A 12,240-nucleotide genomic window follows, 5' to 3' on the forward strand; every position below is an offset into this window, starting at 1 on the left:
AAAGATGCGCAACCTGTCGCTTGCCTGAAGCCTTGACCGAAATGTCCGGAAACGCACATATTACGTTCGTAATTTTAATCGCCTACTACTTTTAGCGATCCGCATCCCCAACGAGGAGCAAGAGCATGAGTCACTACGACGTGGTCATTCTGGGCGGCGGCCCCGGTGGTTATAACGCGGCGATCCGCGCCGGCCAGTTGGGCCTGAAAGCCGCGTGTGTGGAAGGCCGCGCCACCCTCGGCGGCACGTGCCTGAACGTCGGTTGCATGCCGTCCAAGGCCTTGCTGCATGCTTAGGAGCTGTACGACGCGGCCATGGGTGCGGAGTTCGCCAACCTCGGCATCGAGGTCAAACCCACGCTCAACCTCGCGCAAATGATGAAACAGAAAGACGACAGCGTGAGCGGCCTGACCAAAGGCATCGAGTTTCTGTTTCGCAAGAACAAGGTCGACTGGATCAAAGGCTGGGGCCACATCAATGGACCGGGCAAAGTCACGGTGACCGACGATCAGGGCAACAAGACCGAGCTGAGCGCCAAGGACATCATCATCGCCACCGGCTCCGAACCCACGCCCCTGCCCGGCGTCGAGATCGACAATCAGCGCATCCTCGACTCCACCGGCGCGCTGTCGCTGAGTGAAGTACCCAAGCATCTGGTGGTCATCGGTGCAGGAGTGATCGGCCTGGAGCTGGGCTCGGTCTGGCGGCGTCTCGGCGCCCAGGTGACCGTGGTCGAATACCTCGACCGCATCTGTCCGGGCGTCGATGCCGAGGCCGGCAAGACCCTGCAGCGTTCGCTGAGCAAGCAAGGCATCAGCTTCAAATTGAGCTCGAAAGTCACCCGCGCCACGACCTCGGCCAACGGGGTGCAGCTCAGCGTCGAACCTGCAGCGGGCGGCAGCGCCGAGTTACTGGAAGCCGACTACGTACTGGTCGCGATCGGCCGGCGCCCGTACACCAAAGGCCTGGGCCTGGAGAACGTCGGGCTGAGCACCGACAAGCGTGGCATGCTCGCCAACCGCCAGCACCGCACCGAAGCCAATGGCGTCTGGGTAATCGGCGACGTAACGTCCGGGCCGATGCTCGCGCACAAAGCTGAAGACGAAGCGATGGCCTGTGTCGAACAAATCGTTGGCAAGGCCGGCGAGGTCAATTACGAATTGATTCCCAACGTCATCTACACCCGGCCGGAACTGGCCAGCGTCGGCAAGACCGAAGAGCAACTGAAGGCCGAAGGACGTGCCTACAAAGTCGGCAAATTCCCGTTCACCGCCAACAGTCGGGCGAAGATCAATCACGAAACCGAAGGCTTTGCCAAAGTCCTCGCCGACGAACGCACAGACGAAATCCTCGGTGTGCACCTGGTCGGCCCGAGTGTCAGCGAAATGATTGGTGAATATTGCGTGGCCATGGAGTTCAGCGCCTCGGCCGAAGACATCGCGCTGACCTGCCATCCGCACCCGACCCGCTCCGAGGCGCTGCGTCAGGCGGCGATGAATGTCGAGGGGATGGCAACGCAGATGTAGGTGGTCACCTAAACCCTGTGGGAGCTGGCTTGCCAGCGATGGCGTCAGTCCTGTAACCGTTGCGGTCGCTGACACACCGCTATCGCTGGCAAGCCAGCTCCCACAGTTGACCGTGTTCCTGCTGGAGGACTGCGGTCGAATGTGGGAGCAACCCGCTCTACAGCGGCAGATGCCCCAACGGCAACGCACCCGGCGTCTTCACGGTGTGAATCGCAAAGTTGCTGCGAATGTCACTCACCCCCGGCAGCTTCAGCAGACAGCCGCTGAGAAAGCGGTCATACGCGCGCAGGTCCGGCACTACCACTTGCAACAGAAAGTCCGATTCCCCGGACACCAGAAACGCTGAAATCACCTCCGGCAGTGCCGTGACCGCCGCGTAAAAGGCTTCGGCCTGCTCATCGTTGTGGCGCTCGACCTTGACCCCGACAAACACCGTCAGCCCCAACCCCACCTCATCGCGATCGAGGTTGGCCTGATAGCCACGAATCACCCCGGCCTCCTCGAGCATCCGCACCCGACGCAGGCACGGTGACGCCGACAGGCCGATCTCATCCGCCAGTTCGACGTTGCTTAGCCGGCCGTTGCGTTGCAGCGCCGCGAGAATCTTGCGGTCAAAAGCGTCGAGTTTCATGGTTGGCAGATCCTGCTGGTCAAGTGGCAAAAAGAAAGCAGGTTATGCCAATCCTGTGGCTTTTTGAAGCTGACTTCGCAAGCACCTGCCCCGCCCTTGCGCCATAAACTTTGCTCACCGAATCGACAACGAAAGGGCTGCGACATGACAAGTATCTGGCTGTTTTTTCTGGCATTGGCGGTGGTCTTCCTGTTGCCGGGGCCGGACATGATCCTGTTGCTGCAAACCGGTGCCCGACAGGGTCGCGGTACGGCGCTGGCGACCGCCGTTGGCTTGGCGATCGCCCGAGGCTGTCACGTGGCATTGGCGGCATTGGGTCTGGCGGCGCTGTTCAAGGCGGCACCGTGGACGTTTGATATGGTGCGTCTGGCCGGGGCGGCGTACCTGCTGTGGATCGGCATTCAATGCTTGCGCAGCAGCTTGCTGCCGAACCTGAACACGCCTGCCGTGACACACACCCAAGGGCAATGGCGCGAGGCGATTCGCCGTGGCCTGCTGACCAATCTGCTCAACCCCAAGGCGTTGCTGTTCTGCTCGGTGCTGTTGCCGCAATTCATCGTCAATGACGGCGCAGCGGTACTGACCCAATTTGCCACCCTCGGCGTGTTGCTGGTGGGCGTCGGGCTGCTGTTCGACAGCGCCTATGCCCTGACCGGCGCGGCGCTGGGCCGTTGGCTGCAACACAGTCCAACCGCCCAACGCGTTCAGCAATGGCTGTTCGGCAGCCTGTTGATCGGCTTTGCCGTGCGCCTGACGTTTATCCAGCAGGCTTAGGGCTTGCGTGCCTTGCGCCGACGACTGAGCAACACCAAGGCGCCCGCACTGAACAGCACCAGGACACCGACCACCGGCCATTTATACGGGCGCAACGTATTGCGTACGGCATCGGTCACCTGGGTGACGTAACGCTTGTCGGCGTTTTCGAAATCCGGGTACGGGCACTGATTGCCGAAGTCCACCGCCCAAGGCACGTATGGGCCTTCGTTGACGTAGCGTCGATACAACGCGCTCTGTTCTTCAAGGCTGCTGTTGAAACCGGCGGCATTGCACAACACCGCAGCAAACGCCTGACTGGTGTGCGGCAAGTTGTCGGCAGCCCGGCTGGCCAGCGCGGTAGCGACAAAACGGTAGTGATAACGCTCGTCCGGTTGCGCCTGGCTGGCCTTCTGGCGCTGGACTTCAGCCTCGGCCACCAGCGGCCCGACTTTCAGCTCGGTGCTTTCCAGACTGTAATTGCCGCCAAACGTGGCGTAATCCGGCGCCATCTCGTAACCGAGAATGTCCATGCCCCATTCACGCGCGGTCCACGCCGCGTTGTACAAGGCGCTGGCGCGTTTGGTCGGCCACCACGCAGCGTCGGCCTTCATCCGTTGTTCGCCGTAGAGCCGGGCCTTGTGCTGCAGGTCGGGATTGTCGAAATAGCCGACCGCTTCCTCGTAATGCCCTTCACGCAGCAAGCGCCGGCCCAGCAGATTGCGCAGGCTGGCGGCGACCGGCAGCGGCACATAGTTGTCGCGCTGCTGCTGGGTCAGCGCCGGCGGCGCCGGCACGTTGTCATCGACATAGCGCTTGAGCTCATCGACCGTCAGCACGCGCTCGGCCACCGTCGCCGCGTCGAACCAGTAGATGCTGTTGCTGCGATACAACTGCACGAACGCTTGCAGGTATTCGCCACGTTGCAGCGCGAGAATCGCGCTCTCGCCTTCGACCCGGCATTTCGGCTGGACGGTTTCAAAGTCCCAGTCCGGGGTGCGCCGGTAGCCCCAATCCTCGCTCTGCGGGAAAGCCTGCGCAGCTTTGGAATAGGCGGCAGCCGCGGCATTTTTATCACCGTCACGCACCGCCAGCTTGGCCCGCAACCACCACGCCAATCCGCCATCACCGGCATTTTCAAGGAAGGCTTTGGCGCTGGCGTAATCACCTTGTTGATAGTTCATGGCCGCCAGTCGATCGGCGTTTTCCAGGCTGCCACGGGTGCTGTCCTGCAGCAGCTTGATCAGCTTCTTCTCGTTCGGCGGTTGTTCGTCGAACGACCAGCCCATGCGGCTGATCAACGAGGCGGTAACCAATTGCTGCACAGCCTTGCGCTCCAGCAACTTGGCCAGTTGCGGCTCGGGCAGTTCGGCCAGCTCATTCATCAGTTGTTTCAGCGAGGTATAACCCACGGCCGAGCCGTGCAGGTTCTGCGCTTCATACAGTTCGATGGCGCCGTTCCAGTCACCGGCGTTGCGCAGCACTCGCGCCTCCTCACCGAGACTGGCGACACCGAGTTCCAGCGGATCGCTGAAGCCATCGATGCTCAATTGTCGGGCCTGACGGAAGGCTGCGCGTGCGTCCTCCAGCACTTCAATGACATCGTCCGCCTCGGCACTCATGGCAAACCAGGCGCGGCCCAGGGAGTATGCCGCCCAAGTGCTGCGCAGCGGACGCTGATCGGCCGGCAGCGCCAGCACTTTGTTGAAGTATTCGATCGCCAGCGGATGATCGCCAGTGGCAAACGCCACCGCGCCGGCCACGTACAAGCGCATTTCCGCCGGCAGGCTGGCGCCCTGCGCCTCGACCTGACGCGCGTCGGTCAGGCCGCGCAGTTGCTTGACCAGTGCTTGCTGCTCGGCGCTCAGACCCACCTGTTCGGCTTTTTCGCGAAGCGCCGCAGGCTCGTTCTCGTCGCCGTACATGTCGTCGGGATTCTGCGTCGCGGCGGTAACGTTCTTCAGTCCGGCAATGGTTTTGCCGAGGCGGCTGATCTCGAAGTTGAAGTTGCCCTCCGGCAGCTCGGCCAGGCTTTGCCCACGATTGTCGAGCAGGCGCATCGGAAAGTCCGGGCCGCAGGCCAGCGCCGAACCCAGCGGCAGGCTGAGGCTCAGGCAGAGCAGATGGCGGGGCCAGTTACGGGTCAACATGCGAACCTCCTTGATCAATAAATGCACAGCGCGCCCAACCGATGGCACGTTGTCCACCCGCCGGCAGACGACCGTCGCGCAGGCGGGTGAAGGTAAGCAGATCCGCGCTCTGTTGCAACGCGTAACCGGCAAGCGCATCGGCGCCCTCGCAAGCGCTGGCCTTGACGGTGATGCGCGTGGGCCAGGCACTGTCGAGGTTACCGACATTGCGCAGGGCGATGTCCTGCAGGCCATCGTGGTCGCTGAACGTCAGACCGAGCCGGCTGCTCAACGTATCGCCACGGGCCACAGCGCGCAGCGTACTGAGGCTCCAGGCGCGGCGATCATTGGCCAGCGGCAGACGAAACCAGATCAACCCGGCCAGATGTTCCGGGCGATCCTCGCGCATGTCAGTGGCCAGTCGGCTCAGTTGTTGCGGATCGGCGAGCAATTCGCGCCGCTGGCCGCCGCGCTCGAGTGGCACTTCACTTTCCACCACCGGAACGCCATCGGCATCCGGCAACAGCGCCACGCCGTAGGCCGGCAGCGCCAGATAAAACGGTTTGTCGCTCACTCGCCCCCAGGCCTTGGCCCAGCGCCGCGCCTGCTCGGGGTCGAACAGACCACGACGCGGATCGCTGACCGCGTGCACCTGCAGCACACTGCTGTCGACGCTGGCCAGCAGTGCCGGCAGTTGCGAACTGTCGAGCCACGCCGGCAACGCAGTGATGCTCAGCGGCAAGTTGGCCGGCAATGCGCCACGCAGATGCACGAGAAATTCGCTGTACGCCAGCAAACGCGCATTACCGGCGTCGTGATCGATCTCGACCCCGCTTACCGTCAGGCCCTGCGCTTGCCAGTCAGCCAGCATCTGAAGGATCTGTGCGCTCACCTGTTGCTGATCGAGCGCCTTGAGCTGACCGTCGAGACGAACCACCGCAATCAGCGGTCGGCCATCGTGCTTGAGCAACGGCGCATCAATTTGCGCCCGATGCCAGCCGTCATTGGGGAATGCCTGCAAGGCCAGCACGCGCAGTGTCGAGAAACTCTCGCGGCTTTCGCGCAGGGCGGCGTCATGGGCCGGCGTCCATTGACGTTGCCAGATATAAAGTTGTTGATCGAGGGCGGGGGCATCCTGCCGCTCGCAAGCAGCGAGCAGCAGCGTTGCCGCGATCAAAATCGAAAAGCCGAACCGCATGAAATGTTTATTCCCTGCCGATGCAAAAATGCAGGGTACACAAATCCCTGGTGGAGCGACTCAAGGCTTGCGGGCAATGATTACCTGACTCTTCGCCACGACCGCGTCCAGCGCCTGCTTGATCTGCGCACCCCGGGGCGAATCGAGCACCGCTTGCCAGGTGTTGGCCCAATGCTCGAGCAACGGGTGATCCGGGTTGCTGAAATCGACCTTGGCTTCCCAGAACAACAGCATCCACATCGACCAGTAAAAACCGTACTGGCTGTGGCTGATGATCTCCAGCCCGGCGTCGCTGACCAGCGTCTTGAACTGCGCTTCGCTGATGATGCGAATGTGGTTGGGCTTCTGGAAATACTCCGGCGCCGCAATGTCCTTCTGCAAATCTTCAGAGCTTGGGTGCGGCACGCTCAGCAGGTACAGCGCACCGGACTGGCCGACCCGCACCAGCTCGGCGAGAAACTGCGCCGGGTCGTCGACGTGCTCGATGACTTCGGTGGAGACCACACGGGTAGCGGTGCCGTCGGCGATCGGCAACGGATTACAGTCAGTGACGTGGCACTCGACGCTGCGCGCCGGGGTATCGCTCAGGCGTTGGCGGGTGGCCTCGACCTTGGCGCCTTCGATGTCGGCGATGATGATCTTCGCCCCGCGCATGCCGCAAAAATGCACGTTGCCGCCGTCACCACAGCCGACATCGAGCAAGGTGTCATTGGCGGTCACCGGGAAGCCCTTGAACAGCTCGCCGGTCTCCTGGTTGAACCAGCCGCTGAGCTTGGCATCGTAGAGGCCGAGCATGTACGGATCGACCTTGTCCGCCACCGGGGCGACAGGTTGCGCGGGGGCCGGTGCAGGCGCCGTGAGTTTTTTCAATAGGCTCAGCATGAGGTGGCTCCGGGGGTTGAAACGGCAGTTCGGGACGTGTCGAGGCGCCGTACCAGGGCGGCACCGCGATTACGCATCGGCATTTCGATGAAGCGGTAGTTCAGCTCGCTGAGCAGCACGATCAGGCCGAAGGCGATCAGCACAGTCAGCATCGGGTGCCCGGCCGGGCTCGGCAAACCGGCAGCCTGCAGCCTGAAAATCAGCTCCCGCACCAGCAGATAGGCCGGGATATGAATCAGGTAAATGCCGTAGGAACGACTGCCGATCCACGCCATCAGCCGCTGCAGGTGGCCTGCCGGCAGCAGGTAATCGCGGTTGTACGAAGCGATCCACACCAGCAGCGCGCCGAGCACGGCAATCGAGCCGATGCGATAAGGCGCGAAAGTGAAACGGTCGGTGGCCATGAAACTCATCAGCAGCGCCACGCCGATCAACACTGACACGCCAGCCCACGGTCGCCGCAGAAACGTCGGCTGCCAGCGCTGGTAAGAAGGTTGCGCACTCCACAGCGCCAGCAGCACGCCGAGCGCCAGGGCATCAGTGCGCACCACCATCAGCAACGGCGTGCGCAGGGTGAAAAGTTGTACCGCCACCAGCGCCAGCAAGGCCCAGACCAGATGCTTGCGGCACAGCACAATCAGCAGCGGGAACAGCAGGTAAAACTGCTCCTCCAGCGCCAGGCTCCAGTAGACGAAACTGCTGCCGTACTCGTAATGAAAGAAACTGTCGGCAAAACGGAAATTGGCGTACTGCAACACCCCCGCCAGCGTCGCCTGCAGGTTGGCGTGCAAGCTGCCAAAGGCACCGGAGCGGTTGAGAAACACACACGCGAGGAGAATCAGCGCCAGCCACAACCAGGCCGACGGCAACAGGCGAAACACCCGGCGCAGCCAGAAATTGCGCGTCTGCTGCCAGTACTCCTGACGCGTGGTGCAGCCTTGCAGCGCGGGGATCAGGCTGCGCGCGATAACGAAGCCGGAGATCGCAAAAAACAGATCAACGCCCCACCAGGGTTGCGCCCAGGCGTGGATTTTTTCCAGCAGCGGCACGGTGTCGGTGAACAGGCTGCCCTGCAAGTGATGGAACAGCACGCCGAGCACGGCGATGGCACGCAGCACCTCGATGTCCATGATCCGCCTGGCGCTCATGGCTGGCCCCCGGTGCAGGTTTCGCCAGCCAGCGGTTTGCGGGCGATGATCACCTGGCTCTTGGGCATGAAGCGGTCGAGCATCTGCTTGATCGCCAAACCGTCAGGCTGCGCCAGCAGGTCTTGCCAGGTCCGTGCCCAGCTTTCCATCAGCGGCGGATACGGCGCCTGAATCCGGTCGCGTACCGCGCCACCGAGGTCCCGGCCAGCAGCGCGTTCGCTGGCCCAGAAGAAGATCATGCCCATCACCCAGAAGAAGCCGCTGGCCTGCCGATGCTCGATCACCAGCCCGGCGTTCTCCACCAGTTCGGCAAAGCGCTGCTCGGTGAAAATCTGCACATGATTGGGCGTCTGGTAATAACTGGCCGGGGCGATACCTTGTTGCAGGTGCTCGCCCACCGGTGCCGGCACACTCAGCAGATACTGCGCACCGGGGCGGCCCATGCGCACCAGTTCGGCCATGAACGGTTCCGGCTGATCGATGTGCTCCAGCACTTCCATGCACACCACTTTGCTCGCGCAACCAGCGGCCAGCGGCAATGGCAGGCTGTTGCTGACCAGCCCCAGATTCGGCTTTGTGCTCTGCGCCTCCACCTGCCGGGCCAGATCGCGAACCTTGTCATGTTCGCTGTCGGTGAAGATCACCGAGGCGCCCTGCCGCACAGCGAACAGCGTCGCCACGCCCTCGCCGCAACCGACGTCGAGCAAGGTGTCGTCAGCCGTGATCGCGAAGCCCTTGAGCAACTCGCCGCTGCCCGGCAAAAACCAGCCGTCGAGAATCGCGTCATGCAACCCCACATCCCGTGGCGAGACCTGCGCGCTTGGCTCAGGTGCAGGTGCAGCAGGCGACGGAGCCGGGAGCAAGCGTGCGAGCAGACGCCGGATCATGCGCCCGAGGCTTCCACGGACAACGGCTTGAGGGCCTGCGCGCGCTGCGCAAAAAACCTCCGCAGGCGTTCTTCTGCACTCGCCTGACTGCAGAACTTCTGCAGGTTGTGAACGGCATGCCCGGACATTCGCGCATAGCGTTCAACGTCGTTTTTCGCCACCTCATAACTGTCGCGGTACGCAGCGCACAACGAGTCCCAATCGGTCATGTAGCGCAAGGTACGGTAAGCCGCGCGTGGGTCGTGGGGCCATGCCGTAAGCTCGTCGGTGGAATCAACGATGAACGCGTTGTCGCTGTCGACGTAGTCGGCCATCGCCGTGTTCAGCGGGGCGATCGCCGGTTTGCCGCAGGACATGAACTCCATCAGCGGCAGGCACTGCCCTTCGCCATAGGAGCTGTTGACCACATAGCTGGTGGCCTGCACCAGCGCTTCGTAATCGGCGTCCGCCAGATAACCGTGGATCAGCACGATCCGGCACTGGTAGGACTGGTTCTTGTACAGGTGATGCAGCATGTCATTCAGGGCATTGGCGATGTCATGGTGCGTGAGCTTCAGCACCAGGGTGGCATCGGCGACGTCACGGAACGTGGTGCAGAAGGCACTGATCATGTCCTGCCAGTTCTTGCGCCCGTCGTACGGGTTGAACACCGAGGTGTAGACCACGCCGTCCAGTTGCAACTGGCAGTCCTGCGGTGGCCCGGCAAATGACATTGGCGTGCCTTCGCACAACCCCGGCGGACCGTACGCGCGCAGATCCACCGTGCGGCTGTCGAGCAACAGGCCACGCAACTTCAACTGCACCGCTTCGACCACAGGCTGCTTGCGCAACTGCGCACCGCGTGCGGCAAAACGGTCCCAGACTGGCGCGGGTATCGCGCAGATCGGATAGTCCGCGCCCATCACGTCGCAGACCGCGTTCACCGTGAAACTCGAATGGGTAATCGCCATGCCGCAGGCGTTCAACACCACGCGCCAGTCGTGACGTGGCTCGCCCTGCCAGCTCTCGGTGGGGATAGTGCTGAATTCCCAGGCAAATACCGGGATGGTCGGGCAGGCGTAATGAATCGGTGTGCGATGCGGCGGCGAGAACGACAGGAACACGCACGCTTCGCCACGGCTCAGACAATCGAAGTACAGGCGATCAACCAGTTCGTCCGGGTTGCTCACTTCAATGACTTGCCCGAGGCGCTCCAGCACCGGGCGGAATTCCTTGAGCACGAAGTAATAGCTGTACTCGGGCCGGCCGAGGTTCTGCTGGATGTTGCTCTTGTTGGTTTCCGAATGAATGATGATCAGCATGATGCAGTCCCCGCCTCGGCGATCAACTGTGGGCCTGCACTCGGCGTCAGTTGAAAAAACTGCGCCAGACGCTGCTGCACCGGGGCAAAACTGCAGTAATCGCGCATTCGCTCATTGGCCGCCAGGGCCATGGCCTGATAAGCCACCGGATCGTTTTTGGCCATGGCGTAACTGTTTTCGTAAGCGGTTTTCAACGAGCCCCAATCCGGACGATGGCGCAGGGTGCGGTAGAGGATCCGCACGTCATCCGGCCAGATCGTCGGCTCACGGCTGGACTTGACGATGAAGCCGACGCGCTCGTCGACGTAGTCGTGCATTGCCGTGTGGTCCGGCGCGATCACCGGACGAGCGCAGGACATGAATTCCATCAGTGGCAGGCACAAACCTTCGCAGCGGGACGCGTTGACGTAGAAACTGGCAGCACCGTAGAGCCTGGCGAACTCTTCGTCCTCCAGATAGCCGTGCATGACCACCACCCGGCAGGCGAAGGGCGACAGCTGCGACAACAAGGTGATCAGGTGCACGTAATAAGTCGCCAGCTCGTTCTGCGTCATCTTCAGCACCAGCGTGGCATCTTCGACATCGCGCATGGCCCAGCAGAACGCCGTGATCAGGTGATGCCAGTTCTTGCGTCCATCTTCAGGGTTGAACACGCTCACATAGACCACACCGCTGACCTCGGTCTGTACCGTGGCACTGGTGTCCGGCAGGCTGGCCTGCGGATGCTCGACCACCGGCGGTGTTTCGACGATGACGGCCGGCGGCAATGGCTCGGGGGCCGGGGTACGCAATCGGAAGAGCTGGCGGCGCAGGGCGAGCGGCAGCAAGTCGCGAACGGCTTCGCGATACCACAACAACAGATTGTGCTTGAGCAAAAACAGCGGCCCGTGGTCAGTCGGGGTCGCGGCGGCGCGATAACTTTCGCGCAGGTAGTGTTTGGTGATGAACGCACGTCGGCGCAAGGTCAGTGGCGGTAATGGCGCTGCTTCGGGCGTAACCACCGCGTCGGGCTGCGGCTCCTGCACATCGACGGCGGGTGCGATCAGCCCATCGGCGGACAAACCGAGCGTGCGGCTGTCGATGATGCAGCCCTTGATCTGCAACACCGCGCCCGGGTTCACCGCAGCAGGCGGGAACTGCCGGCGCACCCCGGCGAAGCCTTCCCACAAAGGTGTCGGCAATACCAGTACCGGGAAATCTTCGCCCATGGTCCGGCGAATGGCTTGTGCGGTGTGACTGGACAACGTGATCGCCCGACCATGGCTGGCCAGCAGCCGGCTCCAGTCGTGCCGCGTATCGTCATCGCGAGGGTCATCCGGGATCGAATCGTACTCCCACGCGATCACGCAGACCACGGGGCACTGCAGGTCGGTCGGGGTTTTATGCGGCGGCGCAAACGAAAGAAAAAGGCAGTCCTGACCGGCAAGTTGCAACTGCCGATACAACGGGTCGACTTCAGCCGCCGACGACACGACGTGCACCTGTCCAAGGCTTTCCAGCACAGGACGGTAGGCCTTGAGCACGAAGTAATAGCTGTATTCCGGACGCCCCAGACTCTGGCTGATGGAGCGGTCATTGACGTCCGAGTAAAGAATGAAATTCATGGCATCCCACGGTGACACCACCATCCCGGCAGTTTCACGCTATGACGGCCAGGCGCTGAATCGAGTCGGGATCACCGCTGCTCGTCCTTCGTCCTGAGCTCGTCTTCGTTCTTGTTTTATTGGCTGGTTTCACCCTGTTGCGCAACATCCCCGGCGAATCCGGGGAGATGGCGACGAGGGC

The 12,240-nt window shown here is 62.3% G+C and carries 9 protein-coding genes and 1 pseudogene; 2 read left to right on the forward strand and 8 right to left on the reverse strand.

All coding sequences use genetic code 11. From position 1 onward, the window contains the following. Positions 1-125 precede the first annotated feature (125 nt). Positions 126-1,526 (forward strand): annotated as a pseudogene (lpdA, locus tag ACTJKS_RS04360) (dihydrolipoyl dehydrogenase). 157 nt (positions 1,527-1,683) lie between these two features. On the opposite strand, the gene ACTJKS_RS04365 reads toward lpdA, so the two are convergent. After that, positions 1,684-2,157 (reverse strand): Lrp/AsnC family transcriptional regulator, encoded by a 474-nt coding sequence (locus ACTJKS_RS04365; protein WP_007960832.1) that lies wholly within the window; start codon positions 2,155-2,157, stop codon positions 1,684-1,686. A gap of 144 nt (positions 2,158-2,301) precedes the next feature. Between ACTJKS_RS04365 and ACTJKS_RS04370 the strand changes: the two genes are divergently transcribed. Beyond that, positions 2,302-2,931, forward strand: coding sequence for a LysE family translocator (locus tag ACTJKS_RS04370; RefSeq protein ID WP_108184274.1), 630 nt, complete (start codon positions 2,302-2,304; stop codon positions 2,929-2,931). Here ACTJKS_RS04370 and ACTJKS_RS04375 read toward each other — a convergent pair. From ACTJKS_RS04375 to ACTJKS_RS04405, 7 genes are read right to left on the reverse strand one after another with little or no spacing between them, the layout of a single operon-like run. Next, positions 2,928-5,060: a hypothetical protein gene (locus ACTJKS_RS04375; protein WP_262949061.1), complete on the reverse strand. Its 2,133-nt coding sequence runs from the start codon at positions 5,058-5,060 to the stop codon at positions 2,928-2,930. The genes ACTJKS_RS04370 and ACTJKS_RS04375 overlap by 4 nt on opposite strands. Further along, the gene (locus ACTJKS_RS04380; RefSeq protein WP_108184276.1) at positions 5,047-6,237 is read right to left on the reverse strand and encodes a DUF3142 domain-containing protein; all 1,191 of its coding nucleotides are present in this window, start codon (positions 6,235-6,237) and stop codon (positions 5,047-5,049) included. Before ACTJKS_RS04380 ends, ACTJKS_RS04375 begins: the two co-directional genes overlap by 14 nt. A gap of 60 nt (positions 6,238-6,297) precedes the next feature. Beyond that, a complete protein-coding gene (locus ACTJKS_RS04385) occupies positions 6,298-7,119 on the reverse strand; it encodes a class I SAM-dependent methyltransferase (RefSeq protein WP_108184277.1) in 822 nt (273 codons plus the stop codon). Next, entirely contained in the window at positions 7,113-8,267 is a 1,155-nt protein-coding gene (locus tag ACTJKS_RS04390; RefSeq protein WP_108184278.1) for an acyltransferase family protein, read from the reverse strand. Before ACTJKS_RS04390 ends, ACTJKS_RS04385 begins: the two co-directional genes overlap by 7 nt. Continuing rightward, positions 8,264-9,154: a class I SAM-dependent methyltransferase gene (locus ACTJKS_RS04395; protein WP_108184279.1), complete on the reverse strand. Its 891-nt coding sequence runs from the start codon at positions 9,152-9,154 to the stop codon at positions 8,264-8,266. The genes ACTJKS_RS04390 and ACTJKS_RS04395 overlap by 4 nt, the downstream gene beginning before the upstream one ends. Continuing rightward, positions 9,151-10,455 carry a glycosyltransferase gene (locus ACTJKS_RS04400; protein WP_108184280.1) on the reverse strand — a complete coding sequence of 435 codons (1,305 nt, stop codon included), beginning with the start codon at positions 10,453-10,455 and terminating at the stop codon, positions 9,151-9,153. Before ACTJKS_RS04400 ends, ACTJKS_RS04395 begins: the two co-directional genes overlap by 4 nt. Further along, a complete protein-coding gene (locus ACTJKS_RS04405) occupies positions 10,449-12,059 on the reverse strand; it encodes a glycosyltransferase (RefSeq protein WP_108184450.1) in 1,611 nt (536 codons plus the stop codon). The genes ACTJKS_RS04400 and ACTJKS_RS04405 overlap by 7 nt, the downstream gene beginning before the upstream one ends. Positions 12,060-12,240 lie beyond the last annotated feature (181 nt).

It is taken from the genome of Pseudomonas sp. 22189 (genome assembly GCF_052045635.1).
GTDB lineage: Bacteria > Pseudomonadota > Gammaproteobacteria > Pseudomonadales > Pseudomonadaceae > Aquipseudomonas > Aquipseudomonas parakoreensis.